At 49.4% G+C, this 26,560-nt stretch carries 25 protein-coding genes and 1 riboswitch; of the genes, 11 read left to right on the top strand and 14 right to left on the bottom strand.

Translation table 11 applies throughout. From position 1 onward, the window contains the following. Positions 1-288: 288 nt before the first annotated feature. A riboswitch (cyclic di-AMP (ydaO/yuaA leader) is annotated at positions 289-419 on the top strand. A 128-nt stretch (positions 420-547) separates the two neighbouring features. Further along, complete coding sequence (locus H6F86_RS17725; protein WP_347240604.1) at positions 548-1,222, top strand: universal stress protein; 675 nt, start codon at positions 548-550, stop codon at positions 1,220-1,222. Between the two features lie 89 nt (positions 1,223-1,311). Here H6F86_RS17725 and H6F86_RS17720 read toward each other — a convergent pair whose 3' ends face one another. Further along, positions 1,312-2,298, bottom strand: coding sequence for a M48 family metalloprotease (locus tag H6F86_RS17720; protein ID WP_190450050.1), 987 nt, complete (start codon positions 2,296-2,298; stop codon positions 1,312-1,314). A 74-nt stretch (positions 2,299-2,372) separates the two neighbouring features. Here H6F86_RS17720 and H6F86_RS17715 point away from each other — a divergent pair, with 74 nt between their 5' ends. Together H6F86_RS17715 and H6F86_RS17710 are read left to right on the top strand one after the other, a co-directional pair. Beyond that, positions 2,373-2,531, top strand: coding sequence for a hypothetical protein (locus H6F86_RS17715; RefSeq protein ID WP_190450049.1), 159 nt, complete (start codon positions 2,373-2,375; stop codon positions 2,529-2,531). Positions 2,532-2,600: 69 nt separating this feature from the next. Further along, a complete protein-coding gene (locus tag H6F86_RS17710) occupies positions 2,601-3,146 on the top strand; it encodes a GUN4 domain-containing protein (RefSeq protein WP_190450048.1) in 546 nt (181 codons plus the stop codon). Positions 3,147-3,207: 61 nt separating this feature from the next. Here H6F86_RS17710 and H6F86_RS17705 read toward each other — a convergent pair whose 3' ends face one another. The 5 genes from H6F86_RS17705 to H6F86_RS17680 form a co-directional block, all read right to left on the bottom strand. Next, the gene (locus tag H6F86_RS17705; protein WP_190450047.1) at positions 3,208-3,882 is read right to left on the bottom strand and encodes a carbonic anhydrase; all 675 of its coding nucleotides are present in this window, start codon (positions 3,880-3,882) and stop codon (positions 3,208-3,210) included. A 369-nt stretch (positions 3,883-4,251) separates the two neighbouring features. After that, complete coding sequence (locus tag H6F86_RS17700) at positions 4,252-4,476, bottom strand: transposase (protein ID WP_190450046.1); 225 nt, start codon at positions 4,474-4,476, stop codon at positions 4,252-4,254. Between the two features lie 832 nt (positions 4,477-5,308). Continuing rightward, positions 5,309-6,487, bottom strand: a complete 1,179-nt coding sequence (locus tag H6F86_RS17690; RefSeq protein WP_190450044.1) for a YeeE/YedE family protein — start codon at positions 6,485-6,487, stop codon at positions 5,309-5,311. After that, positions 6,484-6,627, bottom strand: coding sequence for a hypothetical protein (locus H6F86_RS17685; protein ID WP_190450043.1), 144 nt, complete (start codon positions 6,625-6,627; stop codon positions 6,484-6,486). The genes H6F86_RS17690 and H6F86_RS17685 overlap by 4 nt, the downstream gene beginning before the upstream one ends. A 10-nt stretch (positions 6,628-6,637) precedes the next feature. After that, entirely contained in the window at positions 6,638-7,630 is a 993-nt protein-coding gene (locus H6F86_RS17680) for a sulfurtransferase (protein ID WP_190450042.1), read from the bottom strand. Positions 7,631-8,196: 566 nt separating this feature from the next. On the opposite strand from H6F86_RS17680, the gene H6F86_RS17675 reads away from it, so the two are divergent. Beyond that, positions 8,197-9,114 (top strand): PhnD/SsuA/transferrin family substrate-binding protein, encoded by a 918-nt coding sequence (locus tag H6F86_RS17675; RefSeq protein WP_242033579.1) that lies wholly within the window; start codon positions 8,197-8,199, stop codon positions 9,112-9,114. A 40-nt stretch (positions 9,115-9,154) separates the two neighbouring features. Here the strand turns inward: H6F86_RS17675 and H6F86_RS17670 are convergent, their stop codons facing one another. From H6F86_RS17670 to H6F86_RS17660, 3 genes are all read right to left on the bottom strand, one after another. Then, a complete protein-coding gene (locus H6F86_RS17670; protein ID WP_199305355.1) occupies positions 9,155-10,453 on the bottom strand; it encodes a tetratricopeptide repeat protein in 1,299 nt (432 codons plus the stop codon). 176 nt (positions 10,454-10,629) lie between these two features. Continuing rightward, on the bottom strand, positions 10,630-11,967 hold the full coding sequence (locus tag H6F86_RS17665) for a vanadium-dependent haloperoxidase (protein ID WP_190450041.1): 1,338 nt from the start codon (positions 11,965-11,967) through the stop codon (positions 10,630-10,632). A gap of 253 nt (positions 11,968-12,220) precedes the next feature. After that, on the bottom strand, positions 12,221-13,882 hold the full coding sequence (locus H6F86_RS17660; RefSeq protein WP_190450040.1) for an iron uptake porin: 1,662 nt from the start codon (positions 13,880-13,882) through the stop codon (positions 12,221-12,223). Positions 13,883-14,287: 405 nt separating this feature from the next. On the opposite strand from H6F86_RS17660, the gene H6F86_RS17655 reads away from it, so the two are divergent. The 5 genes from H6F86_RS17655 to H6F86_RS17635 all read left to right on the top strand — a co-directional run bounded on the left by H6F86_RS17655 (position 14,288) and on the right by H6F86_RS17635 (position 19,419). After that, positions 14,288-15,331 (top strand): sulfonate ABC transporter substrate-binding protein, encoded by a 1,044-nt coding sequence (locus H6F86_RS17655; protein ID WP_199305354.1) that lies wholly within the window; start codon positions 14,288-14,290, stop codon positions 15,329-15,331. Positions 15,332-15,399: 68 nt separating this feature from the next. Further along, positions 15,400-16,449 (top strand): sulfonate ABC transporter substrate-binding protein, encoded by a 1,050-nt coding sequence (locus tag H6F86_RS17650; RefSeq protein ID WP_190450039.1) that lies wholly within the window; start codon positions 15,400-15,402, stop codon positions 16,447-16,449. 153 nt (positions 16,450-16,602) lie between these two features. Beyond that, the gene (ssuD, locus tag H6F86_RS17645) at positions 16,603-17,742 is read left to right on the top strand and encodes an FMNH2-dependent alkanesulfonate monooxygenase (RefSeq protein ID WP_347240650.1); all 1,140 of its coding nucleotides are present in this window, start codon (positions 16,603-16,605) and stop codon (positions 17,740-17,742) included. 82 nt (positions 17,743-17,824) lie between these two features. Continuing rightward, positions 17,825-18,610 (top strand): aliphatic sulfonate ABC transporter permease SsuC, encoded by a 786-nt coding sequence (gene ssuC / locus H6F86_RS17640; RefSeq protein WP_190450038.1) that lies wholly within the window; start codon positions 17,825-17,827, stop codon positions 18,608-18,610. Between the two features lie 11 nt (positions 18,611-18,621). Further along, entirely contained in the window at positions 18,622-19,419 is a 798-nt protein-coding gene (locus H6F86_RS17635) for an ATP-binding cassette domain-containing protein (RefSeq protein WP_190450037.1), read from the top strand. Positions 19,420-19,589: 170 nt separating this feature from the next. Here H6F86_RS17635 and H6F86_RS17630 read toward each other — a convergent pair whose 3' ends face one another. Continuing rightward, positions 19,590-20,771, bottom strand: a complete 1,182-nt coding sequence (locus tag H6F86_RS17630) for an RtcB family protein (RefSeq protein WP_190450036.1) — start codon at positions 20,769-20,771, stop codon at positions 19,590-19,592. 42 nt (positions 20,772-20,813) lie between these two features. Here H6F86_RS17630 and H6F86_RS17625 point away from each other — a divergent pair, with 42 nt between their 5' ends. Together H6F86_RS17625 and H6F86_RS17615 are read left to right on the top strand one after the other, a co-directional pair. After that, positions 20,814-21,023, top strand: a complete 210-nt coding sequence (locus H6F86_RS17625) for a hypothetical protein (RefSeq protein ID WP_190450035.1) — start codon at positions 20,814-20,816, stop codon at positions 21,021-21,023. Between the two features lie 330 nt (positions 21,024-21,353). Further along, entirely contained in the window at positions 21,354-21,503 is a 150-nt protein-coding gene (locus H6F86_RS17615) for a hypothetical protein (protein WP_190450034.1), read from the top strand. 197 nt (positions 21,504-21,700) lie between these two features. Here H6F86_RS17615 and H6F86_RS17610 read toward each other — a convergent pair whose 3' ends face one another. From H6F86_RS17610 to H6F86_RS17600, 4 genes are all read right to left on the bottom strand, one after another. Next, positions 21,701-23,155, bottom strand: coding sequence for an alpha/beta fold hydrolase (locus H6F86_RS17610; protein WP_347240597.1), 1,455 nt, complete (start codon positions 23,153-23,155; stop codon positions 21,701-21,703). A 67-nt stretch (positions 23,156-23,222) separates the two neighbouring features. Further along, positions 23,223-23,351, bottom strand: coding sequence for a hypothetical protein (locus H6F86_RS32880; RefSeq protein ID WP_277881686.1), 129 nt, complete (start codon positions 23,349-23,351; stop codon positions 23,223-23,225). A gap of 63 nt (positions 23,352-23,414) precedes the next feature. Further along, complete coding sequence (locus tag H6F86_RS17605; protein ID WP_190450033.1) at positions 23,415-23,699, bottom strand: HNH endonuclease; 285 nt, start codon at positions 23,697-23,699, stop codon at positions 23,415-23,417. A gap of 498 nt (positions 23,700-24,197) precedes the next feature. Continuing rightward, positions 24,198-26,555, bottom strand: a complete 2,358-nt coding sequence (locus H6F86_RS17600) for a response regulator (RefSeq protein ID WP_190450032.1) — start codon at positions 26,553-26,555, stop codon at positions 24,198-24,200. Positions 26,556-26,560 lie beyond the last annotated feature (5 nt).

Here is a 26,560-nt window from a genome sequence, read left to right as displayed (position 1 = left end):
TCCTTGAATAAGGAGAAACCGGGGATCGCCTCCTTCAAGGTCTTTTACGCTTTAAGCGTTCCTTTGTAAATAGCACTTGAGGGCAGATGGCAATCTGTCTGCTGTGGGCTATATTGTCAAAGGGTGATTAGCGTTTAGTCAACACAGTCACAACGCCTCTGCCTTAAAAGCAGTAAGCTAGTGGCTCAATGTGATGATTCAAGCGCATCAATGAGGCATCTTGCCCTTTGGCAGCGGTGCTTCCTTAACCAACATCAGTGGGTAAGCCTAATTTGAGTGGACGCTGGACAGGAAACTGCGCCCGTTATGTAACTCAAGCGGAGGAACCAATTTATTGGGGCTAATCTCGGTCATGCCGAGAGAGACACCTTCCAGTCTTAGCCCGGCAGCTAACTCCGTCGGCAGTGGGAGGAGTAACCCAAAACTATTGCTTCACCAGCTATGGTTATGGAGTCTCCTTGTGGGTACTAGTTGAGCGCCAGGCAAGCGTTACTGTACCCGTTACCTGACCCACCTCTCGTACACTTTATTCTTGAGAGGTTAAACCGTGAATATCTTATCAATGCTTGCACGTCTGCAAGATGCATTAGGCTGCTCTGACCTCACCAAGCAAATGGTGCTAGTGCCAGCTACTTCATCGGAAGCGCGATCGACGAAAGAAATTAATCTACTGGTTGGCTACAATGGTTCTCCGCGTAGTCAGACAGCACTGGATCTAACTCTGTGGATCGCCCATCAGACGCGGTTGGCAACAGGCAAGCAGGTGGTTGTGCAGGTTGTCTATGTTGTCCCTCTAGAAGAGAAATGTCAACCCTTTTCTTCGCTGCCCGCACACCTTGTTGGTGATCAGGGTGGTGACGAGGCGTTGTATCCTAGCGCGATCGGTAGAAGTTATCGTCATGCCGAAATAGGAAATCGTGCCTATGGTGCTGTGGCTGAATTGCCCGTAAGAGCGACTGCTGCCTGCCAGTTAAACCAGTTTGACCAGGCAGATCTAATTCTTTGGCAGGCTCGTCACATGGCAGACGAATGGCGTGGGTCGCTAAAAACGCATCTTCGCTTTGGTTCAGTTGCTGCGGAACTGCGATGTGTCGCTCAGGCAGAATCAGCAGCACTGCTGTTGTTAGGCTGTGAATCGGCAGCACATCCACTGATAGAACAGTTAGGAAGTGGGTTCCCTTATGCCATTCTTGGCATTCCACCTGCAACTGCAACTCATTAGACCTGATCGGTTAAGCACGGTTGCCCAAAATGACCCATTAAAAGGATTCCTAAAACAGCCATTAGGAATCCTTTTTTGTTTGAAGTCAGTTACTCCGATCGCTTAGCGCGATCGATCTCACGTTGCAGTTCCTCAATTTGACGGCGCAGCTCATCCACTTCGGCTCTGGACGTTGACGAGGGGTTTGCCGCTGTTGCTGAGGGTACGTCAACAGAGCCTTCAGCCCCTGCACGGGGATAGTTACCTCGCTGAATCTGCCGATAGTCATCCGAAACTGACCACTCGCGCAAAAAATGCACACGCTCTACGGTAAATGGATGGGTGAGAAAAATGCCTGTTGAAAGGTTGTTGTATAGAAAAAATTTGTAGACCTGGTTTAGCCCATCCTGGTCAAGTTCCTGATAGCGTTCTGATTGTCGGATAAATTCATCTAGACTAATTTCATGAGCGTGTTTGCTGCTGCCGCCTGCAATCTTCATCATGCTGTGCAGCACTGGGCTGAGGTCGTCTGCTACCAGGAGAGCGGCGCGATCGGCAGAGAGTTCCGCTTTGCGCTTCCATTCTGCAAATGCCAGCAGTAGCCCCGTTGTCACTAGATTGCTCAACCCAAAGGTGCGCTCTGCCAGCCCAGAAATAATTTGATTCACCCAAAGCGCCATCCGCACTAGTGTGGTGTGACCGCACTTAATATGACCCAGTTCATGAGCAATAACGGTTCGCAGTTCGTGGTCGTCGAGCAAATCCAGCAAGCCGCTGTTGAGAACCATGCTGGGAAACTCCTGCCCCAGCGCCAGCGCATTCACAAACGGATCTTGGGAGATAAAGAGAACGGGTTCTGGATGCATATCCAGGTCGCGGACACATTCTCGAAAAATTTGATAAATGTTGGAGTATTGGCGCGGTCCTACCTGGATGCTGTTGCCCATCTGATAGACAAACTGCGGACGCTCAGAGAGAAACTCGACAAAGGTACGTGCAACCAGATCAAAACCAGGAACGCTACGAAGCGCTTGTTCGGCTTGACGATCGAGCGGATGGCGGAAGGCTTCGCTGGAAATTCCAGTGTAGGTAGGCATGGGGAAAGAAAGAATAAGGGATAAGGGCTGAAGGATAAAGTGATTGGCGGGATCTGGCTTTTGATCCTTTCGCTTTGCTCCTCAACTTACGTCTTTCTAATTTAGCCTTTACGGCTGCTGCAAATGGCAATGGGAATGCCGATGTTATTCTGTCCAATCAGAGTGTGGTGAGTAACAACAGCACGTTTGCGGCAGGTAGAAATGAGCAGTCATCCAAGCGCGATCGCTGGTAAGGGCTATCCTGTGGTGCTAATGGCGATCGTACTGGCTAATTCGATGCAGAAGAGGTGAAACAAGTTTGAATGTTAAAAAGTAGATGGTTGGCAGGATGGGCAGCTTTAATATTAGGATTATCAGTCATTTTCTATTGGCAAACTCGCCCTATAAACTACTCCCACTTAGAGAATTTGTTGATAGCAAAAAACTGGAAAGAGGCAGACCAAGAAACTGCCCAGGTCATGCTTAAAGCTTCTGACCGGAAGTGGTGGCAATCAAAAGATGAAAACTTAATAGAAAGAATTTCTTGCAATGACTTACAAAAAATTGATCGGTTATGGATTAAGCATAGTAGAGGAAATTTTGGTTTTAGTGTACAGCGACCAATTTGGGAACGTGCTGCAAAGATCTATGCCAGCGATTGGGATGAAGCCTTTGAAGTTTTCTCCACTCAAGTTGCATGGAAAGCTGCAAATAACTCGTACCAGTATCCTGAGCTAACTTTTTCCTCAAATGCCCCTCAAGGTGAACTTCCATCATTTTATTGGATGATGGAGATGACTGAACCAGGTTCTGCTTGGACTTGGCAAGCAGAACGCCTTTTTCATCGCATGAAGGCTTGCAACCTGTAAACCTAATCTCCATTGTGAAACGTGATTTCAGTGTGATGACCGATCATTATGGTTTCCCTGCTTACGCTGGAATCGTTGTAATCAAGGGGTCAGGCACCGGGAAGGAGCGTTGCCGCAGCAGCGTAAATTGTCGTAAGCCCGCATCATAAGCGAAAACCTTACCAGTCTCGATTTCGTACATCCAAGCATGCAGATTCAGTTGCCCGCTATGCAATTTGGACCGCACGACAGGATACGTTTCTAAATTCTCGATCTGCGTCAACACATTCTGCTCGATCGCGATCTTGAGCAAGCGCTCAGGCTCCACGTGTGCATAATTATCTAACACCAACCGCCGCGTCGCTTCGCCATGGCGCTTCAACCAGTCGTAGACCAGCGGCATCTGCTCACTCAACGTGCCGATTTGCAGCAACCCCTTCATAGCCCCACAGTGGGAATGACCACAAACAATGATATCCCGCACACCAACTCCAGCGACCGCATACTCTACCCCAGCAGCTTCAGCACTACTAGCGGCACCATAAGACGGAATGATGTTACCGACATTCCGCATCACGAAGAGTTCACCGGGCTGAGACTGGGTGATTAAGCAGGGATCAATCCGTGAATCGGAACAAGTAATGAAGAGAACTTCAGGTGTCTGCCCATTCGACAGTCGTTCAAACAGTGCTCGATTGGTGGTGAAGTAGTCGCTGTGAAACGCATTGAGTCCTTGGATCAGACCGGTCACTGACATAAATCGCTTCCTACTGCCGATAAGGCTAGTGAGTGTACTCGCACTACATCCTTAAAGCGGATGTTGTTCTATTCTTCCCTTACTACACGCGAAGCATAACATTTTCCGTACTTCTGTAAAGAAATGCTAATAAGTGACTGGATCAAGGGGTGCACGATCGCACGAAAAGTCCTTAGGTGCTGCCTAAGTTCAATGATGAAAGGATGGCAGCCTCAGCATTGCTGCTATGGGCAAACGTGACTTCAAGGTATGGTCATGCACTGACGTCAAGGGCAGAGCAAGTTGACTAGGGAATTTGAACCAACGGCGTTCCCCAAGGGTGTGCAAAGCACTGAGGCGTGAGTATTCAATCTGACTTATGTGCTTGAGCTAGTTGTTAGTCGATGCAATGAGTGCCTGCTTGCGTAGCAAGATTTTGTCGATGCGCTTAACCAGGCAGCTTTTCATGTTCTTCTTAGACTTCGTGATGAGTTGTAAGCCGCGCTCGTATAGCTGTTGAAACAAGGCTTGCGAGACATAGCCACGATCGCCGAACAGTTTGCCCAGTAAGACCTGGCTCAAGTCAGGCACGGGCTTACGGCTGTCGGTGTTCAAGGCGTCAGCTTAAGCATCAGCAACTCGCCTTCATTGACAATCAGGTGGAGTTTGAAGTCAAAGTGCCAGCCCACGGAGTACTTACCCCATTGCGCTTGTCCTGAGAAAACCTTGTGTGCGTGCGCCCTCGCAGGATGACACACCGCAAGGGGAGTTGAGTCGATGAACGCGCTTCCGGTGCAGTTGCCTTGGCGCATGTGTCAGAAGCAGCACAAGCGCATCAAGCACTACGGCATCAGCTCGATAAAACGGGTGTAACGAAACACCTTAGGAAAGGCACATCGCCAGTGCGGCAACATACACAAAGTATAAAACGCCTTGAAGGTGCGAAAACCAGAGCCGTGAAAGGCGACAGCATTGACGAAGCCGATCCTTTGGAGCATCGTCATCACTTCGCTCAAGCCCAAGCGAGAAAGGCTCCGGCGTTCAACGAACTTACGTTAACAAACAGCATTGCGAAACCAATCAATTGCAGTAGAACTGCATCCAAGTTAAAGATGTGGGATTGTTTGAGCACCTGTAAAGTGCTAACTCTAATCATCAATGCCCCCACCAAAGCTGAGGGCAGACAGGAGAAGGGTATCTGTCATCACTTTTCCTATCACTTGGCTGAGTAAGCGGAAGGTAACAGAGTATCTAGATTTAATATCTGCTCAACAGCAATAAAGGCTGAAATATCCACAATTTTTAGTTGCACCGTCAGCACAATAAGAAGGGTGTGAAACTGCCACACCCATTAAAAGTTCTTGTTTGAGATGACGTTCTTTTGATCTGTTCTGGAACATATCGATCGCCCCAAACGGTATCAAGATAATGCCAACAGGTTAGACAACTAGTAGCGAAACAAGGGACGCAAACGTAGTCCTACCGCTGTTCCAACTAGAGCGCAGAGAATCCAAACCCAACCGTGCAGGCTGGTTGAAGCAATCCCACCAAAAAAGGCGCTGACATTACAACCGTAGGCAAGAAATGCGCCATAGCCCATCACTAAACCGCCGATCAAGGTTGCTACTAACGATAAGCGTGAAAGCTGGAATTTGAATAGCAACCGTCCTGCTAAGGCTGCTGCCGATAGTGCCCCCAAAACAATCCCCATATTCATCACGGAACTGACATCGGCAAACACTCCCCGGCTAAGAGACTGCTGTGCCGCTTCACTACTCCAGAAGGGGCTAGTGGTTGAGTCCCAACCTAGAGAACTGGCAACTTCGGCTGACCAGAGAGCAAAGCCCCATGTAACGCGCCAAGGCTGCCCAGATAATATTAGTGTCAGCCAGTTAAGCACAGCCAGAACGATCGCCCCTGTGACCAAAGACCAGGGACCGCGCAAGAGAGAAAATGGTTGCGCTGATTTTGTCTGTTCACTGCTTGGTGCCTCTTGCCTACGATTGCTCCACCAACGCAAAACTCCAGCAAGTAGCATGAACACCACAAGTTGAAGCACGACTGCCCCCACCCAGCCGATGCTTGTACCGAGCGCGATCGGTGGAGTGGCGGGTAAGCCAGCCCATAGCTGACGAGTCAGACTTGCCCAAAAGGCACCGATGCAGAAAGTAATCAGGGTAATCACCATTGGAAGACTGCCACCGCCAAGAGTGTAGAGTGTGCCACAGCCACAGGCTCCACCTAGCTGCATCCCAATGCCGAATAGAAAGGCACCGATCGCTCCCTGTACCCCTACTGGGGAAATTGCCCCTCGTACCGATTGGTCAAAGACAGAGCCATTCGCCAAAACAGGAGCAAATAAAAGGGTTGCGATCGCCAGCATCACAAGTTGGGCATACATGCCACGCACATCGCGATCAACCAGAAGCTTGCGGTAAGCCGACGCAAAGCCAAAGCTGGCGTGGTAAAGCGTCATGCCCAGCAAACCACCAATTAAAAAGAGAGCACTTTGCTTCCATCCATAAGGGGTAAGGGCAATCGCGCCTGCTGTAAAGAGAGAAAGTGCGATCGCAACAATCAAACGTTGCGATCTCAGAGGGGTTGTGAATGAATCAGTCTGAATCACTTCTTTGGAGGTTGCTTAGGAGGGTCAGAGGGTGGTGGATCGCAGCTCGCTTGGGCAACGGGATGACCCATTGTGTTGATCAGGGCAATGGTTCCCAGGCTCAGTGCAAGCGCGATCGTCATTGAACGCACAAAATTCATGGTAAATCTCTCAATTTGTTGTTGAGGTTAACGTTTTTTCAGGTCCAGTCGCAACTGGTAAGTCGGTTGTGCTGTACTCTGTCCAGGAGCCTTCATAGACCCGAACTTTGGGATAACCCAACAGGTGCTTCAGCACAACGTACTGTAGAGTTGCCTCACGTCCCGTGCTACAAGAGACGACGATGTCATCAGATGGCTTAATACCCCGCTCAGCAAGCAACGCACGGATCTCACTAAGAGATTTTAGTTTGTGTGGATTCTTTAAGCTTTCCTGAGCATTATTAGCTTCAGTGAAGGTAGGCCACGGAATGTTTTTAGCACCAGGAATATGCCCGTTACGAATCCAGATGTCTTTCTCGCCCCGGAATAGTTCCGGTGGGCGTGGATCGATAAACACTACTCCTGGCTTGCCGATCAAATTCTGCACCTGGCTTAGATTCACTCGAATTGAAGGATCATCTTTCAAGACAAATTTACCAGGGGAATAACGGAGAAACTCTTTGGTGACAGGCTGGTTAGCGTTTTTATAGCCAGCGTAACCGCCATCTAAAACAGCGATCTCCTTTACCCCAGAGCGCTCTAGTAGGTAAGCTACCATCGTTGCACCCAACACATCATTGCCACTGGAATAGACCAGCACCTTACTGCGATTGGATACGCCCGCCTTTGAAAAGGTATCAGCCAACTTGGTGTTATCCCAGTATTGCACCGGTAAAACGCCGTTAGGTCCTCTAAAATTGCTATCAGCAATATTAACTGCACTGGGCAGATGTCCAGCAATGTACTCCAATGGAGCTGTTCGGACATCCAAGACGCTCAAATTAGCATCTTTAGCATGAGCCGCAACCCAGTCAGGAGCGACAAACTGAATCGTTGCCTTAGAGGTGGCAGCTTGAATAGAGGCAGGCAACACCGGAATCACAAGCAAACTGGCAACTAGAGTCGCGAGAAACGCAAATGTACGCGGCTTCTTCAACTTCGCCCAAAGAGAGTTCAGTCGCATGATCGGTCCTTCAAGAGTGGATGAATTTAATACTACGGCAACCTTGTAGAGAAACCGTATTTTCTACGCCTTATGCATACTGCCATAGGAAAACATCTGATGCAAGGAATTTTGATAAAAAAATGCAATTTGTCGATCGATCAACGCTTATTGCACTACATGTACCATTGCAATGGCGGAGATTCAGTCTCAGTAGTGAGCGTTACCTCTACACAATTTAAGTAATTGCTTTGGCGAACCGTTGATTAAGAAGCTAGCCTTGCTCGAGACGTTGCAAGACGCTCGCCGGACATACTGAATTACGGCAGAGTAAAGATTGGAATAACCGCTTGGAATGACATCTTGGAAAAACATTACTAAGCAGGAGCACAGAGCGAGCAAGTGCATAGTGGAGCCGATGCTGAGATTTAAGACGTTCAATACGGCAGGACAAACCTTGAGTGAAATTAAAGTGATGAGTATGATTTGCACAAGCCAAGTGCAAGGATTCGATCGAGGGGACAGCATGTCTCAAGTGAAAGTTATCGAAGCCCTCTTTAACACTGCTGCTTAGAACAATGTGAACGATGCAGAGCGTTCATCCAGCAGAAGTATTTGCGACACAACCACTGCTAAAACCCAGCTCTCATGCCGATATGCTTCATACCTTCAGCGATGCCGAACTGCAATCTCAAGGATCACCCACGACAACACCAATTAAATTGAGGGCGGTTTCTTACCTTGCGCCGAATTGGTTTGAGTTTTATCAAGCAGTCGTTTCTTCTTTGGGGCGCAGGCTGCAAGTAGAGACTCAGCTTGTGCAGGCCCATTGTGATCCACTTCACGACCCTTTATTAGATCAGGATCAATGGGATCTCGCGTTTATCTGCGGTCTACCGTTTGTGCGTTATCAACGGGTAGCACCTAAGCAGCTCCGTGCGATCGCCGCACCCGTCATGCAAGCGTCTCGTTATCAAAACCGTCCGTTTTACTTTGCCGATGTGGTGGTTAAGGCTGACAGTGGCTTTCACAGCTTTGCAGATCTGGCAGGTGCCACTGTTTGTTACAACGATCCTGGTTCTAACAGTGGCTACTATTTATTGTGCGATCGTCTGCTGCAAGAAAATGCCCCTCGTTTTTTCAGCAGCGCGATGCAATCGGGTTCACACCAGCACTCAATGCGTTGGGTTTTAGAGGGAAAGGTGGCTTGTGCTGCGATTGATAGCACCGTCCTGGAACAAGAATGTCGCCTCTTTCCAGAGCTATCCGGGCTGCGTGTAATTGAATCCATTGGTCCCTGCATGATGCCGCCTGTTGTGCTCGCTCAACATTTGGGTGAGGCGCTTATCCAACAGGTGCAAGCAGCTTTGCTCAAACCGAATGCACTACTGCAAGCAGCAATGAACCGGATGGCAATGGAACGCTACGCCGCTGTGACTGATCACGAGTACGGCGCGATCGCTCAAATGTTTGATGCGGTGGTAAATGCAGGCTATGCGTTGTGAGTTGCCTGTGATGGAATGGTAACCACCGCTTGACTGGCTTTTAGGCTGATAAGGCTGACAGCTTGTAGCCTGATGGCTGCTTTCGCAAAGGCACACGGCTCAAAGACGACAGCGCTCCATCACCTTGCTCACAATGGAACAACGCCTTCTGATAAAGCTGCTGAAACAATGCCTGTTGCGTCCGACTGCCACCAACATCAGGCATTTGTGGCAAAACGGGCTTCAGTTGAGTTACGGCGGCTGTCCAATCACCGTTGGCATAGGCAACCATCCCTTTCGCCGCAGGGAGAACAATGTCAGACCAAGTTTTTTGTCGGGAAGCCTTGACGGTTGCAACGTGGTTTAAGCTGTCGAGCATTTCCGTTACCCAATCAGAGTAGCCAGCACGGGATAGGGCACAGATGTAATGCAGATCTTGAAAGGGCAGGGTATGTTCGTGTAAACGCTGATGGAGATAGGGGGCAAGCTCCTGCCAATGGTTTCCCACATTGACCCCTCGTAATTCTAGACGCAGCAACGTGGCGATCGCACCCACCTGATCTTTAGGTGAGGTCTTGTTTGCCTTGCCCCAGATGTGGGTGTCATAGAGCCGCAGTACCGTTTGCAAGTCTCCTAATGCCAGGTAATACAACGCAGTATGCCACCAGTTGTGGGTGTAGAGCATAGAGTTGCAACGTTCCCAGGTATCGGCATGGCTCTCCATCCAGGCGAGACCTTCTGCCACCCGACCTTGCGTTTCCAGCACATGGGCGACGGCGTGCTGTGCCCACGGGTCGTAACGGTTTAAGGCAACTGCCTGTCGCCCGATCGCTTCTGCTTGGCTTAAATCACCGCACTGCTCCAACCCAAAAGCCATCATGCCGTACAGATAAGGCTTTGACTGGTTGGCAGGCAACACCGTTTCGGCAAGCCGTAGCAGGTTTGTGGCATCCCCCCGGTAGAAGTGATGATATTGTCCCTGTTGGACTGAAAGCAGGTCTTGCGGATAATCTTGAGCGATTGCCCAGTGCAACCGTAGCGCCTCATCAATGTCGCCTGCTGCCCACGCCGCAATCGCCTGTATATACCACCGCTCCCGTGTCGTTTCAGGACGATGGCGTTGCGCTGCCTTCAAGTGCGGCGTTGCGTGCTGGCGATCGTTGGCATTCTCTTGACACAGAAAGTAGGCGGCAGCATACGCATGAGCAATCGCGCAGGTGCGATCGGCAATCACTGCTTTGAGAATGGCATCTTCTGCCTCTTTGCCGTAGCTCAGTGCCTGGTCGATGAAGCGATTGATCTGGGCAATGACGACTGGTGAATCAGTCGTCACCGCAAGCCCTTGAGAGTCATACAGCATAAGGGGGTAAGGGTAGCAAAACTGCAATGAAGTGCCGTGCAACGATTAAAATGCTTGCCTCATGTGGGGATGCCAAAACTTTTGGCAAAGCGAATTTGACGAAGTAGTTTAGACATCCCAGAAGGCTGTAGCTGAACACGTTTTAGGGTGGTAAAAAACTGAAGGGTTAGTGCTCACTAACTTTTCAGAGGACGGAGCGCATTTTGGAAAACGTAGTCACCCACTGCTTTGCCCAAGACATCACCCTGAGTATCAGCAGTACGGGTATGGACACCTGCCCAAATGCGGGTTTCTCCAAGCTCCTTGGAGATCTGCGAGAAGCTAGTAAAACTGCGGGTTACGCCTGCGTTTGCCGGAAAAATGATGTTGACTTTCACGGCATCACTACCAAAGAAGTTTTCTAAGATGCGTTCATCCGCACCAGCGGTAACGCAGTGCCCAGAGATATAGTCTGGGTGGTTCGGTGTGACGATCAAGGCTTCCCAGTTTGGATCGGCTGTGATACCAGGATTGCCCAGTTGATCTGCCTGTGGGATGGCGATCGCAGGTCGCCAGAGTTTGTATTTGTACTTCACGTCGTAGCCAGCAATATAGGCATCAACCCCCGCCAGGTTGAGTAGTGCAAACAGTCGAGCATTCTCGCTAAGGCTATTTCCTTTCGCGGTAGCGGCGGCTTTCGCGGTTGTATTCCAAAGGACGACTGGAGAAACCGCTGACCAAATGGCTGCTGCTGTTTGGTCAGGAGTGCGAGCGGTACTGTTTTTACCTCCAAGCCGTTTCACCTCATTCAGCTCTTTTGCATAAGCGGCACTGTTTAGAGGCAATGGTGCCGGAATCTTAAATTGGTCAGCGCGTTTAATCACAAATGGCGTGACCGTGCTCCAGTACGGCAACATAGCTGGTAGGAAGAGTGGTGGCGTTGGTTGCCATACGCCAACCTTTTGCTCGGCACTGTAGCCTACTTTCTGATCAGCACCATCATTGTTGCGAAGCGACAGCAGCTTTTCGGCAACGGTTTGACCCAGGGTAATGCCGTCCGTTTTTGGCTGCCCTTCGCTAAGCTTTGCCAATGCTTTAGTAAACGCTACAGCCAGTGTGGCTTTTTGGAGTGGATACAAGTTTGTTAAAACAGTGTGCGCCGCTGCTGCGACGGCTGCATCAGGGGAGGCTCCTGCTGCTTTGATATCAACAGCATATGGGGTGTATTGCCGATCGATCGCATTCACAGCGTCAAAGATGGCAGCATGAACAATGGCTAGTGTGCGATATTGCTGCGGCGCAGGTGCCGCAGCTGTCAGTACGGTAGTTTGGGCGATCGCATTCCAATCCAGCACAGCGTCAGTCGGCTTGTTAGGTTGAGCGACCTGAGCCACCGGAGCCTGAGTCCCTTGAGCCTGAGTTGGAGCGGCGATTTGCAAAAGGCTTGTTACTGCTAAAACTGCAAACAAAGAGGCTAAAACGTATAGCCCGAACCGTTTGATTGAGAACCGACCAATCTTGCCACCGTAGTCCATCTGTATACTCCTATTATTCAATCGATTAACCGTATTTTTGAAGCACATGAGAGGAAGGCGTATCTGAGACACAATGTCAGCCTTAGTTGAGCCAATTTTGTTAACGCAGCGTTTGCAGAATGAGCTTACAAATCCTATACATTCAGAGCGTTAGCCTCAAAACCTTTGGTGCAGAAGGGTTCTGGCTATGCTCAACTCTGACTCTATAAACTTGCAGCGTGTGCTGCCTCGGATGGAAAGTCCTGCGATCGACCTAAAACGTAAAGGTCGTCCGTAGCACGCCAACCACAATGTCACCGTTGCTATCATTATGATTGGGTGCCGTGAGCCAGATTATGCCTGGTGTAATGGCAATATTATTGTTAATGCGGTAGCGATAAAACGCTTCAAGATGGAAACCTGTATCAGAATCGCGTCTCTGCGCTAAACCAATTGAACGATCAGAGCCAGTCAAGCGGGGCTGCATCCCAAAAATAATGCCACCCAGGTTCCCTCGCTTACCTAAATCAGGTAGTGCCAGCGTTAAGGCAAAGTTCCAGACATCGGCATCACCTCTCCTACCACGGGTTAAAGAACGAGCGCTTGTGTAACCAACCCAGCCGCCTACTTCTAGACCTTTAATCAGCTTAAAGTTAGCCTCAACCCCGTAGGAGTTAGACGAAACAGTTCTGCCTGATAGGTTCGAGAGCAAGCTGCCAGTGCCATGCCCCAAACCATTATCGTTATAGGCATTAACGTAGGTAAAAGCGATTTTGCCTAAATTTCCAGGCGAAAAAACTATCTGTGCTAAAGCAGCATAATCGCCATTGAACAAGCCATTGCCAAAGCTAGAATTCTCCGCTTCACCTGCCAGATAACCGAGTTCAAGCTTCAAAGACTTGCTCAAGCTAATATTGGTTGCAATGCCAGCACCACTGCCGTAGCGATAAAGTGGGCTAAAGCGACCAAAGCGAGAAATGGTGCCGCCCGAGTCGCTCTGCAAAGGATTGATTACATCAATGATGTCAACGTAACTCACACCAGCACCGACAAGCGTGACACGCACATTGTCAGTAAGTGGAAAGCTATAGCGCAGTTGTTGGATAGCAACTGAGTTGTCGTCAATTGGTTGATCAAAACTTATTCGCGCCTCATTGCCAGGAGCCGTAAAGCCGCTGGCAGCAGTCGGACCAGGATCAATGACGTTATTAGCTTGTAAACGAGTGAAAAGTAAATCCTTACCACTAAAGCTCGTCAACAAATTTAACCGAATACGATCGGAGACTGTAGTGTTGTAATTGTCTTGGTCTCTATTAGGGGAATTACTGCTAGCATCGCCAAATAAATCAACAACCGCAAAAATCGCCTCTCCTACCAGCTTTGTCGTAGTTGAAAACTGCTGTTTTTCGAGTGTAGCAGCACGAATTTCTAGTGCATCAACTCGACCGCGCAGCGTTGCCAATTCGGCTGCAAACTCCTCCTGCAATTTCTGCACTGCCGCTAAATCTTCCTTCTTCACCAGATCTGCGGTTCCGGCTGCTAATAGTTCATCAATGCGGTTTAGCGCAGCATTTAAACCTGCTGCGAATTCATAACGTGTTAGGGCACGATTACCACGGTAGGTTTGATCAGGATAACCAGCAATAACTCCATAGCGTTCAACCAGCGATTGCAATGCTTGAAAAGCCCAATCTGTAGGCTGAATATCAGAAAGCTGTGAAACAGATGTCACTTGATCTATGACATCTGGCTGCGCTTCATTTGATGCGGTAAGCGTCGATTCGGACACGTCTACCGTCTGGATGTTGCTGGTAGATGCTGGTGAAGCCTGAGTGAGGCTGATTGATCGATCGCCTGCCCTTGCCGCAGGCATAACGACACCAATGCCCAAAACTGTAACGATTATCCAGCCAAAATTCCACGGCGCTTTTGCCATGTCTTAACCCCTCACAACCGAGAATATTGATTTACCTAAAAAAAGGTTTGGCAACTCGCTGAGTGCACAACCGCCAATACTACAAGCAAATAACAATTAAATCTATCGACTTACCGTAGTTTAGTGATTTATCATCACATAAGCTTTTTGGGAAAGCAAGTCTATTTCTTAGGAAACAAGCCCAGTGTGCATTCAAAAGAACCGCCTTGTGACTTGACCGTATGCCTTGAGAATTCTATAGTCCGGTAAGTCAATCGACAAACTATATCTTTTGTTGAGAGTATCTTGAAAAGATTTTTCATTTGTGCCATACTGCCTTTTCAACAAGGTAAGTACACTAATTTGATCGGCTTACTGTGGTTTAGGAAGTGTTGCAGTTTTAAAGTAAGTTGAGGAGTTAATGTAATGAGACTCGGGCAAAAGGTCAGTGTGTGGTGGCAACGCATTGGGAGATTGCAGCGATCGCTGCCAGTTTTGCCGATGTTATTTGTGATCGCCTTGGTTCTAACGCTGACCACTGCTGCCTGTAGTCAGACTGCAACCACTACATCAGCAGACAGTACGAGTACCGCACCGACGGCACCAGTTGTTTTACGTATCGGTCGGCAAAAGTTTGATCCACTAACGCTGGTGAGAGCAAAAGGCAAATTGGAAGAGCGACTCAAGCCGCTGGGTATTACGGCGGTCGAATGGATCGAGTTTCAGTCAGGACCACCCATGTTAGAGGCACTAAATGCTGACAGCATCGACATTGCCCGCACAGGTGATGCGCCGCCTGTCATTGCTCAAGCCGCAGGAGTACCGCTGGTTTATGTGGGTGGTAGCGCCCCTAAAGATAAAAGTTCAGCAGTGCTTGTCAAGCAAGATTCTCCCATTCAAGCGATCGCTGATTTGAGGGGTAAGAAAATTGCTTTTGCTAAAAGCTCGAGCGCTAATTATTTAGCCGTTAAAGCGTTAGAAGCGGGTGGCTTGAAATGGGAAGACATTAAACCTGTTTATCTATCGCCATCAGATGCGCGCTCGGCTTTTGAGCAAGGCAACGTGGATGCTTGGGTGATCTGGGATCCTTTCTACGCAGCGGCACAAAAGCAGGCAGGGGCACGCGTCGTTCGTGATAGTGCTGGCTTGGTTGCTAACCGTGATTTTTATCTGGCGACCCGCAAGTTTGCTGACAAGTATCCTGATGTGATCAAAGCGATCGGTGAGGAAGTTCAAGCCGTTGCCAAGTGGGCAGATGCTAACCCTAGTGAGGTGGCTGCGCTGCTGTCACCGCTATTGAAGATCGACCAACCCATTTTAGAAACGGTCAACCAGCGCCGGAACTATGGCTTTGAAGCAATTACGCCAGAAATGATCGCCGAACAGCAAGCGATCGCCGATACCTTTCACACACTCAAGCTGATTCCCAAACCCATCGACGTTAAGAATGCAATCTGGAAAGCGGTGTAACAGCAGCATCACAGAGCTTCAAAACAGCGTTTCAATGCATTGATTCAATTCATTTAACAGGATTCATTATGGCTTCAATCCAAGCGCTTAGAGGTTCAATTAAGCAATGGCATGGTTTAGGGCGAACAGTCGTGCTAGCGATCGCCCTAGGTGTTGGGATCTCCCTCACCGCTTGCGGCAAGCAGTCGGCAACATCGCCTGCAAACGCCCCCAGTGCAGCCTCAGTAGCCAGTAGTGCACCACAGGGTGAAACTAGCACGGTTGTGAGAATTGGCTACCAAAAATACGGCACGCTGGCACTACTTAAAGCGCGAGGTGAACTAGAGCAAGAGTTCAAAGCGCAGGGCGTTTCGGTGCAGTGGGTGCAGTTTCCAGGTGGACCGCAACTGCTAGAGGCATTGAATACAGGCAATCTTGACTTTGGCAACACAGGGGAAACGCCACCCATTTTTGCTCAGGCTGCGGGTGCGCCGTTACTCTACATTGCTAATGAATTGCCCGACCCCAAAGGTGAAGCCATTCTTGTTAAACAGGATGCAGCGCTTAAAACAGTGGCAGACCTAAAGGGCAAAAAAGTTGTGCTCAACAAAGGCTCTAACGTCCACTATTTGCTGGTCAGGGCTTTGGAAGATGCTGGTTTGAAGTACACCGATGTTAAAACCATCTTTTTGCCACCCGCAGATGCACGCGCCGTGTTTGAAAAAGGTGATGCTGATGCCTGGGTTATTTGGGACCCGTATTTAACTGCGGCAAAGCGATCATTGAATGCTCGTATTCTTAAAGATGCTGACGGTTTAGCCCCCAATCGACAGTTTTATTTGGCAGCAAAACCCTTTAGTGAGAAATATCCTGAGCGGGTGAAAGCCATTATTACCAGCTTGGAAAAAACAGGCGAGTGGGCAAAAGCAAACCCTAATGAAGTTGCCAAAATTCTTTCACCGCAGCTTGGTATTGATGAGCCAACACTACAAGAAATTGCCCAGCATCTGCCCTATGGCATTCAACTCATTAAACCCAATGTTATTGCTGACCAACAAAAAATTGCTGACACCTTCTACGAATTGAAGCTCTTGCCAAAACCTGTGGAAGTTAAAACTGTTGCTCAAATAACGAAATAGCTGTGGTCAATCATGCAGCAGCGGTTAGCGGTTGGAGAAAGGTTGATAGCTGACCGCTAACAGTTAAAGCAGCAATGATTTTTTGCTGTTTCTAAGTAGTCCTCGATCGCGCCACAAAGATTCACTTGATTTACTATGCAGCTACTTTGATTTATTCCAACTCATGGCGATGGACGCTACCTGGCAACGAGTACAGGGGGACGCAGTACCGATTTTGCCTACCTGCGCCAGATTGCTCAGGCGGTCGATCATCTTGGTTATACAGGCGCGCTCTTACCTACTGGTCGATCGTGTGAAGATGCATGGGTTGTAGCCTCTACTCTCGTAACGCATACCCAACGGATGCGGTTTCTTGTGGCAATTCGCCCTGGGCTGATGTCGCCTGGTGTCGCAGCGCGCATGGCAGCAACGTTCGATCGTCTTTCTGGTGGGCGTTTGTTGATCAACGTCGTGACAGGCGGTGATCCAGTCGAACTGGCAGGGGATGGTGTGCATCTCAGCCATGACGATCGCTACCATGTTACCGATGAATTTCTCACCATTTGGCGACAAATGATGACGGGCAACGTGACCGATTTTAGCGGCGAACACATCCAGGTAGAAGGGAGCAAATTGCTGTTTTTGCCTGTACAAACCCCTTATCCACCCTTGTGGTTTGGCGGTTCGTCTCCGATCGCACAACAAATCGCAGCGAAGCATGTCGATGTGTATCTCACCTGGGGCGAACCACCTGAGCAAGTTGCAGCAAAGATTGCAGCCGCTCGTAGGTTGGCAGAAATTGAAGGACGCACACTCAAGTTTGGCATTCGTCTGCATGTGATTGTCCGCGAAACCACAAGCGAAGCCTGGGATGCTGCCGATCAACTCATTCGCTATGTGGATGAAGCCGCGATCGCCACTGCCCAAAAAGCCTACGCTCGGATGGATTCAGTGGGACAGAGCCGGATGACTCAACTACATGGGGGCGATCGCTCTGCCTTAGAAATTAGCCCTAATTTGTGGGCAGGGGTTGGGCTAGTGCGTGGCGGTGCTGGCACAGCATTGGTTGGTGATCCCGCTACTGTCGCAGCACGCATGCTGGAATACAGCGAGCTTGGTATCGACACCTTCATCCTTTCTGGCTATCCCCACTTAGAAGAAGCCTACCGTGTCGCCGAATTACTCTTTCCCCGCTTGCCACTAGACAATCTACCAACCACTCAGCAACAAGTTCTCTTCAGTCCCTTTGGTGAAGTGGTTGCCAATGAGGCGTTTCCTCAGCAACAACAAATTTCTCAATTAACGGTCGATTAAATGCTGCTAGCAGACTGTTTGTCTGCGACACGACCGCCACTTAACTCACCAAACATCTTTCTCTTACCGTACCGTTCCAGCAATGTCTAATTTCCTTTCTAAACAGTTACAGCGACTGATTCCGTGGAGTGTTCCGGTTCTTCTCCTCCTGAGTTGGCAACTGCTTGTGCAAACAGGCATCGTTCCGTCACGGGTGCTACCTGCACCAACGGCGGTTGTGCAAGCAGGGTTGAATCTTGCTGCAACTGGTGAGCTGTGGCGAAACCTGTATGTCAGTACAGCCCGAGCGCTGATCGGCTTTGCGATCGGGGGCAGCCTCGGCTTTGTTTTGGGCTTGCTCAACGGTATTTTTCCCTTTGCCGAAAAGCTGCTCGATACCTCGTTACAGATGTTGCGAAATATTCCACATTTAGCACTGATTCCATTAGTGATTTTGTGGTTTGGCATTGATGAAGAGGCGAAGATTTTTTTAGTGTCGATCGGGGTTTTGTTTCCGATTTATCTCAACACTTATCACGGAGTACACACCGTTGATCAAGGCTTGTTGGAGATGGGTAAAGTTTACGGGCTAAAGCCTTTTGAATTGTTTTGGCAAATCATCTTGCCAAGTGCGTTGCCAGCGATTTTGGTCGGTGTGCGCTTTTCGCTGGGCATTATGTGGCTCACGTTGATTGTGTCAGAAACGATCGCGGCTGACTCGGGCATTGGATATATGGCAATGAATGCTCGCGAGTTTTTACAAACGGATGTAGTGGTCTTTAGTATCTTGCTCTATGCACTGCTGGGCAAGCTAGCGGATATTTTGGCACGACTCCTAGAACAATGGCTGCTGCAATGGCATCCAAGCTATCAATCGGCACAAGCGTAAGGACGTAGGCAATGACAACAGTAGTAACAACTTCAGCCAAGGGCGCAAGCTTGAACCTTATCGGGCTTGAGAAACGCTTTGGACAACATCCAGTGCTGCGAGGCATTAACTTAGAAATTCCACCGGGGCAATTTGTGGCGATCGTCGGGCGCAGCGGTTGCGGCAAAAGCACATTGTTGCGGTTAGTTGCTGGACTTGATCGACCTACTGCTGGCGGTGTGTTGCAGGATGGGCAACCCATTAAAAAGTTGAATAGCGACGCACGGGTAATGTTTCAGGATGCTCGGCTGTTGCCCTGGAAGCGAGTCCTCGAGAATGTTGGCTTAGGTCTACGTGACAATTGGCAAGAACAAGCGCTCTGGGCACTGCAACAAGTTGGTCTAGCGGCTCGTACTCGTGATTGGGTGGCAAAGCTATCAGGTGGACAGCGGCAACGGGTAGCTCTGGCACGTGCCCTTGCGCGACAGCCCCGCTTGCTGCTGTTAGACGAACCCCTAGGTGCTTTGGATGCGTTAACTCGCACCGAAATGCAGAGCTTGATTGAGTCGCTGTGGCAGCAGCAACAATTTACGGCACTGTTGGTCACTCATGATGTGGAAGAAGCAGTAGCATTAGGCGATCGCGTCATTATGCTAGATGAAGGTCGCCCTGCTCTCGATCTACCGATTAACTTGCCCCGCCCTCGCTACCGACAAGATGCTCGCTTCGTGAGCCTAGTCGAAAAAATTCTCAAACACATCACAAGTTCCGGTTTAGAACTGGCTCAAACTGAAGTTCTAGAATCCCATGCATCGCGTCCCCACACTTAGTGGTTCTGTTGCAAAGATTAAGCACAGGGTTTTGTCAAAATTTGAATTTGAACATGCATTTGGCTTTGTAAGGGAGGCACTCTCCCTACTGCGTTACAGGATTATAAGAGCGATCGCCATGACGATCGCTCTTGTAATCCTGAACAGCAGGCTAATTGCCGCCGCTAAGGCTAACCTTTGACACAGACAACTTGCTTGAGCGTAGCAACCACCTCAACCAAGTCCGACTGATTTGCCATAACCTGTGCGATCGGCTTGTAAGCGCCCGGAATCTCATCAATGACCCCAGCATCCTTACGACACTCTACCCCTGCTGTTTGCTGAATCAAGTCATCTAGGCTGAAGTGGAGTTTCGCCTTGTTGCGTGACATTAGCCGTCCCGCCCCATGCGCACACGAGCAATAGCTGTGGGCGTTGCCTTTGCCCTTGACGATGAATGACTGGGCACCCATCGAACCAGGGATGATGCCGTAATCCGCTTCACGAGCACGCACTGCACCCTTGCGAGTTACATACACAGACTCGCCGTAGTGGGTTTCCTGTTCCGCGTAGTTGTGGTGGCAGTTCACCGTCAGCAACGCTTTCATGGGCTTCCCGCCTGCCAGATGACGTTCAACAATCCGTTGGAAGCGTGCCATCATCACCACTCGGTTGTAGAGGGCATAGCCCTGTGCCCATTGCAGGTCATGCCAATAGGCAGCAAACTCTGGTGTGCCCTGCACAAAGTGAGCCAGGTCAGGATCAGGTAGTTTAGCTCCCGCCAGCTTCGCCAACTCCTTCGCAGTTTCGATGTGCCGTTGCGCCAAGACGTTACCAATGTGCCGCGAACCAGAGTGCAGCATCAACCAGACCTGATCCTCGGTGTCGAGGCAAACCTCAATAAAGTGGTTGCCGCCGCCAAGTGAACCCATCTGTTTGCTTGCCTTTCCTTCCAGTCCTTGCACTTTAGGATGCAGATGCTTGAAATCCTGCCAGCCCTGCCAGTTGGAGACGGTCTTTTCAATTTCCTTATTATCGTTAAAGCCCGTGGGAATTGCCGCCTCAATGTCCAGGCGGATCTGCTTGAGCTTTCCTTCTAATTGCGCGGCAGTGTAAGGCGTTTTGACCGCTGCCATCCCACAACCGATATCCACACCGACCGCAGCCGGCACGATCGCGTCCTTGGTTGCCACCACGGAACCGACCAGCGCCCCTTTGCCAAGATGCACATCGGGCATCAGGGAGACGTGCTTAAACACAAACGGAAGTGAGGCAACATTGCGTGCCATCCGCGCTTCTTCGTGTCCCAGCGCGTGCCCTGCCCAAGAGAGGACGGGGGCGCGAGTGTCTAAAGGCAAAGTTTCGTAAGGCATGGTTTCGTATCCTTGTTGATCTTGCGGGTTTACTCTGTATGAGTGGATGGGTTCCCATTCCTGTTGCTGCCATCCAGTGAACGGCTCCGGGTAAGCGCTAGGGGAAGACAAGAGCGATTGCCTAGCGGCACGCCCAAGCGATCGATGGGACTCGTTCGCGTAAGCGTCTCCAAAAAGGATACCCATACGCTGAGACTGGTAGACTCAGATGCTAGCCGTTACATCACGATCGCCTACGGCACACCAACGTGAATGCGTTTTAGGGCGAAAGACGAAACTGCTGGATCACTCCTCTCAAAAGGGGGCAGCGTTACCCGCAGCATGAGTCTTGCTAGCCCCTAAAGGCTTCGAGAGCAGCTTTGTGCTTAGAAGGGCGCGAGTAGTCATTGCTTTAACTGCTTAGCGTCTCACCTCATACCACAACATACTACAAGGCGTCAAGGGCTTACTAACGTGAGTTTTGAGTTTTGGCTAAGGGCATTAGGCTAAAACGTCGTCCAGGTTAAGGGTGGGTTTCTTAGGCTGACGACAGTAAGCAATCAAACTGTACAGAACATCGACGCAGAAGTGAACGGGGCTACGATGGCGCAAATGCTCGATCTGGGAGATGTTCTTGAGTTGGTCAATGATCGATTCAATGATGGCGCATTTGCAAGCCTGTTTCTACAAACCGCTGGTGAGTCACTGCTGTTGCCAGATCGGTTCAAAGCGTCAGCAGCAGTCATCGATTGAGCAGAACAACGCTTCTAAGCTAAACATAGGGCGAAGGGGCGAAGTATTTTGGTTAATTTCAGCGTACTTCCCTCCCCTTTCCTTATCCAATCACGTTAGATAGAGACTGCCTTGCGCGATGGAGACTGCTTCATGACTGTAACCAAATCGTTGCAAGAGGGGCTGAGTCTCAAGGGCGAATTGCCAGCGCACACAGATCAAGCAGAGAGGGGAAAGCCTGCTGCCAATAACCAACCAAAGAACAAAGCAGAGCCGATCGCGTAGACCCATGCTTGATTTAGCAAGCCAGCAACCAGAGACAAGATACCCATCAGTAGCGGAAAGAGCGGCAAGAGCAGAAACATAAAGCCCAATTCCGGTAGAAATTTGAGCGTTAACACGAAGCCGCCAATCAGGACGACGCTCTGTCCCAACCACCAGAGAAGACGTTTGCCGACCCCAATATGCTCTTGCACGATTCCCGCTGCCAGAAACCAGGGAAAACAGGCGATCGCGATTGGCAACCACACTCTTAGCCGAATGGGAATGAGCCACCACTGAAGCCAAACCACCTGCGCCATTGCCCCAAAGGCAACCCAGAGGATGGCAAACAGCAAAACTCCCAGCCCAACAGCACGAAGGGTCGGACGAGGTAGACGTGCCAGTACTCCTAGCCAGGTTAACCCGGCAAGCAAAAACCAGACTCCAACCGCTCCACCCACTTGAACCCCACCTAAATTCTGGAGTTCAAACCGTTGGCTTAGAAGGACTAACCCTGCGGTTGCCGCCAGTGGTGCAACGATTAAGCCTGCCCAGCGTCGGACAGGAGCTATTTTTGTGACAAGCGTTTGGGGTTGGGTTAGAAGCGGTGCGATGGCTGCCAACCCCACTAGCCAGCCCAGTAAATGTAAGCTGTACCAAGCCATGCGGCGATCAACGTACTGACTACCGTTGGTTTTGCCAAATGTTGCATCCAGCCAGCGCAGTGCTGCCTCATGACTCCTATCACTAAACAAAATGGTGATGTGTTCAACACCGGGAATGACTACCAATGACCGCCCCTGCCCTGTTGCCAGGTTCGTGTTTTCACCCCCCGCCTGTGCCAGCAAGCGTTCGGCATTGCTCACAAAGCGTCCCTCTCCACTCCCTGCCTGTAGTTGCAAATTGCGGGGAGATTGGGGAGTCACGTTCGCCCCGGTTGGGGAAACGGCAACTGTTGCGGCGAAGCGATTAGGGTTAAGAATCCCAGCCGTCATCACAATCCCGCTGCCCATCGAGTGTCCCAGCAATGCCAAGCGATTTGGGTCAACCTGGGGTTGTTCTAGGAGAGCTTGCAAAGCAACATCTAGATTCTGCTGTAGCTCATAACGCTGTAAGCGAGTTCTATTCGCGCCATGCCCGTCAAAATCCCAGAGCATGACTGCGTAGCCTGCATGAGCCAGAACGTGTGCATAGCCCAACATCAACTGTTTGGAGCCTGCAAACCCATGTGCAACCAACACTCCTGGGACTGCCTTTGCCCCTTGAGGAGTCAGGTAGAGCAGAGGAATACCCTCTTTTTGGAACGACCGCACCGCCAGTCCCGATTGGGCAGTCGCGATTCCTAACCAGGACGAGACAACCAGCAGAATCGCGAATATCAGGAGTCCCAAGCGTTTATAGTTTAATTTCACAGGCTTCAGCTAACGTCCAACCACCATCTACTGGTGTAACGCAAAACAGTCTTAAAGCTTTGGCACTCTACTGAATATCCCGAAATGGCGACCCGTTGTCAGAAGTGAAAATCAATTTCTTCTTAGCGATCGCTCCACCAATGCGATCCAACCCGCTCTCCTTGAGCGTGAGGGGAACCGGAGCAGTGAGTTTCACGACTTCAGTTCACCCGCGACAGATTGCCAATCTGGAACCGATTGTAACGGCTTCAGGCAAAATCTACCGCTTTCGATCTATTTTCACTCGTTTATTTGGGTCTTGCTTGTGAACCCAGGCGAGAAATTTTTGTAGCTGTATGTCTTGCTTTAGCTTTTCTAGAGTATTCAGGTGTAGTGCTAAATGGGAGTTGTCGTAGAGCGTGTGAATTTGTCGGTGACAGGCAGAGCAAATTTGAATCGTGGGACTGGGGGCAAGCCCCTTGCGTTTCGTCTTTTGACGCGGAATCAGGTGATGTTCGGTGAGAGCAGACATCTCGCGCTGGCAAAGTTCGCAGAGTTGCGGCATCGCTTAGAAATTCAGTGGATGGTGCGGAACAGTGACACGTAACTTGATCTTAGCGATCGCCCTCGGGTACGACACTACCAACTCATTCGGTTTACCTCCAACACACAGCCTGCAAGGATTTACTTTATGACGAAGTGAATGGATCTTTGGAGGCGATCATCACTCTCCATCAACTTAGATCGACGGCGGTTTGCTCATCTCCTATTCTATTGGGACAGATTGAAGACGTTTACTCCTTCAGCACCCCCACAAATGACATGGAATCTTTTAGTTGCGTTTTTCTAAAAGCTGGCGACTAAAAAATCTCAAGCCTTACTCTGTAAAGCTTTAAGGCAAAAGCGATTGTGGCATTTATTCCTTCAGTTGTGACACTTATTTCTTCGTTTTGCATAAGCTGACTGTGCCGTTGCCAGGCGATCGACAATTGCCCGACTCCCATACCTTCAAGAAGCTGAGAGATGGTGTAGGTATGAAGCTGATCAACGTTCAAATTTCTGCTTAAAAAGGCTGTTCTAATACGGTCTGTATTGTTTGCAGCAGTTGTTGAATGGTGTAGGGCTTAGCGATAAAGTTTTTGATTTCGCCTACCCCTCTCAATTTATCATTAGGTACAAAGCCACTGATTACAATCGCTTTAAGCTGCGGGTTGATTTTTTGCAGGGTTTGAATTGTTGTTATGCCGTCCATTGATGGCATCATCATATCCACCAGTGCAACAGCAATTCTGTGCTTGTATCGAGCATAAAGTGAAATCGCTTCAATGCCATCATTAGCTGTCAGCACGTGGTAGTTGTAGGCTTCTAGCGAAACTTTTGTTGTTTCTAAAATTTCGATTTCATCATCGACAACAAGGATCCATTGTTGATTTCCATCAAACAGATTAGGAGGTTCTACTTGTGGAGAAACAGTCGCTTCTACGGCTGGTAAAAATACTTTAAACTCAGTTCCTTGACCAACTCTGCTAAACACATCAATGAACCCGTCGTGACTTTTAACAATACCCCTCACGGTAGAAAGGCCTAACCCTGTCCCTTTACCAATCTCTTTCGTTGTAAAAAATGGTTCAAAAATTCTATCCATAATTTCGGCTGGCATGCCATTGCCGGTGTCTTTAACTGTGATACTAATATATGAACCAACGGATGCATCAAGATTCATACGGGCATAGTACTCATCGACGAATAGATTTTCGGCAGAGATGGTGAGTGTACCGCCATGCGGCATCGCATCACGAGCATTAACGAACAGATTCATCAGCACTTGATGCAGGTGGGTTGCATCTCCAGAAACCAACCAAAGCCCTGGTTCTACATTGGTCAGCAGCTCAATAGATTTAGGAAACGTCTTCTCAGCAATCTGCTTAACTTCATGGATCAGATGTTTCACGTCCACGATCGCCCGCTTACCCTCTACGCCACGAGCGAATTGAAGTACTTGCTTAACCAAAGCAGCCCCGCGTCTGGTGTTTGTTTCAACAATTTTAAGCAAATGCTGACTTTGCTCACCGGCATCAGGAAACTTAAGTTGTAACAGTTGAGCCGTACTGAGAACAGGGGTCAGAATATTGTTGAGATCATGAGCAATGCCACCTGCTAAGGTACCCAAACTTTCGAGCCGTTGCATCCGCAGAAATTGGCTTTCGAGCTGTTTTTTTTCAGTGATGTCTGTATTAACCGTTAAGACAGATTTGGGTTGCCCCTGTGCATCACGCATGAGGGTCCAACGGCTAGCAACAATGGTTTCCTTACCCTGTTTATTAATTTGATATAATTCACCTTGCCATGTACCAGACTCGATTAAACTGCTTTGAGCAATTTCAAGTTGCTTGAGCGAGTCTGGTCGATACAGAAGTTGATTCGCATTTTGGTCGATCGCTTCTTCAGCCTTCCACCCATAGACGTGCTCTGCGCCCTTGTTCCAATACTGAATTTTGTTGTCTAAATCTCTTACTAGAATGGCATCTGTTGTGATGTTGAGCAAAGCCGCTTGTTCACGAATTTTGTCTTCTGCTTGCTTATGCTGAGTTAGGTCAAGAATAAAAGCAACGATAGCCTGAGATTCATCAAGCAACGCTCCGCCAATGAGGACAGGAATGCGGTGACCATCTTTGCAAACGTATTCCTTCTCAAAGGCGGTAAACGCTCCAGTAGTGCTTAATTCTGCCAATGCTGCTTGATGCAAATGGGCATATTCTGGAGGCGTCATTGCCTGCCAATTAATAGCCCCAGCTTCCATATCGGCGCGATCGTAGCCAATAATTCGGAGAAAGGCATCATTAGCATCTGTAATGCTGCCATCCATCTTGCTAAAGATAATGCCGATTACATTGGATTCAATTAAACGTCTAAATCGAGCTTCACTACGCTGTAGTGCTCTAAAGGCTTGCTCGCGTTCTGCTTCTACCTGCTGACGCTGCCGGATTTCCTTTTCTAGTCGCTCATTCTGTTCCGTTAATCGCTTAGCCAGAGTTTGCAGCCGAAAGTGGGTATTGACTCGCGCTAAAACCTCTTCATGATTCAGCGGTTTAGTGATGTAATCAACGGCTCCAAGATTCAAGCCTTTGACCTTATCAACGTTATCGCTAACGGCGGTCAGAAAAATGACTGGAATCTCTTGTGTAGCTGAGTTTGTTTTTAAGCGGCGGCACGTTTCAAACCCATCGATTCCAGGCATGAGAACGTCTAGCAAAATTAGATCAGGTGGAGCATACTCTGCTAGAGCGATCGCTCTTTCTCCATCTTCAGCGATCACCACTTTGAACTCAGCAGTCTCTAGCAGATCAAGCAGCACGTTTAAGTTTGTGGGCGTATCATCCACGATCAAGATGACACCTTTTTCGGCAATCTCTGTATGCATGGACT

The organism is Phormidium sp. FACHB-592, assembly GCF_014695795.1.
Lineage (GTDB): Bacteria > Cyanobacteriota > Cyanobacteriia > Leptolyngbyales > Leptolyngbyaceae > Stenomitos.
The sequence above is the reverse complement of the archived record's forward strand: the minus strand, read 5'-3'. Positions and strand labels throughout refer to the sequence as shown.

Bases quoted from the DNA above. Each gene is read 5' to 3' on its own strand.
- H6F86_RS17720 (WP_190450050.1), bottom strand. From the start codon at position 2,298: ATGCCTACCTACACTGGAATTTCCAGCGAAGCCTTCCGCCATCCGCTC.
- H6F86_RS17710 (WP_190450048.1), top strand. From the start codon at position 2,601: ATGTTAAAAAGTAGATGGTTGGCAGGATGGGCAGCTTTAATATTAGGA.
- H6F86_RS17705 (WP_190450047.1), bottom strand. From the start codon at position 3,882: ATGTCAGTGACCGGTCTGATCCAAGGACTCAATGCGTTTCACAGCGAC.
- H6F86_RS17685 (WP_190450043.1), bottom strand. From the start codon at position 6,627: ATGAATTTTGTGCGTTCAATGACGATCGCGCTTGCACTGAGCCTGGGA.
- H6F86_RS17680 (WP_190450042.1), bottom strand. From the start codon at position 7,630: ATGCGACTGAACTCTCTTTGGGCGAAGTTGAAGAAGCCGCGTACATTT.
- H6F86_RS17675 (WP_242033579.1), top strand. From the start codon at position 8,197: ATGCAGAGCGTTCATCCAGCAGAAGTATTTGCGACACAACCACTGCTA.
- H6F86_RS17670 (WP_199305355.1), bottom strand. From the start codon at position 10,453: ATGCTGTATGACTCTCAAGGGCTTGCGGTGACGACTGATTCACCAGTC.
- H6F86_RS17665 (WP_190450041.1), bottom strand. From the start codon at position 11,967: ATGGACTACGGTGGCAAGATTGGTCGGTTCTCAATCAAACGGTTCGGG.
- H6F86_RS17660 (WP_190450040.1), bottom strand. From the start codon at position 13,882: ATGGCAAAAGCGCCGTGGAATTTTGGCTGGATAATCGTTACAGTTTTG.
- H6F86_RS17655 (WP_199305354.1), top strand. From the start codon at position 14,288: ATGAGACTCGGGCAAAAGGTCAGTGTGTGGTGGCAACGCATTGGGAGA.
- H6F86_RS17650 (WP_190450039.1), top strand. From the start codon at position 15,400: ATGGCTTCAATCCAAGCGCTTAGAGGTTCAATTAAGCAATGGCATGGT.
- ssuC (WP_190450038.1), top strand. From the start codon at position 17,825: ATGTCTAATTTCCTTTCTAAACAGTTACAGCGACTGATTCCGTGGAGT.
- H6F86_RS17635 (WP_190450037.1), top strand. From the start codon at position 18,622: ATGACAACAGTAGTAACAACTTCAGCCAAGGGCGCAAGCTTGAACCTT.
- H6F86_RS17630 (WP_190450036.1), bottom strand. From the start codon at position 20,771: ATGCCTTACGAAACTTTGCCTTTAGACACTCGCGCCCCCGTCCTCTCT.
- H6F86_RS17615 (WP_190450034.1), top strand. From the start codon at position 21,354: ATGGCGCAAATGCTCGATCTGGGAGATGTTCTTGAGTTGGTCAATGAT.
- H6F86_RS17605 (WP_190450033.1), bottom strand. From the start codon at position 23,699: ATGCCGCAACTCTGCGAACTTTGCCAGCGCGAGATGTCTGCTCTCACC.
- H6F86_RS17600 (WP_190450032.1), bottom strand. From the start codon at position 26,555: ATGCATACAGAGATTGCCGAAAAAGGTGTCATCTTGATCGTGGATGAT.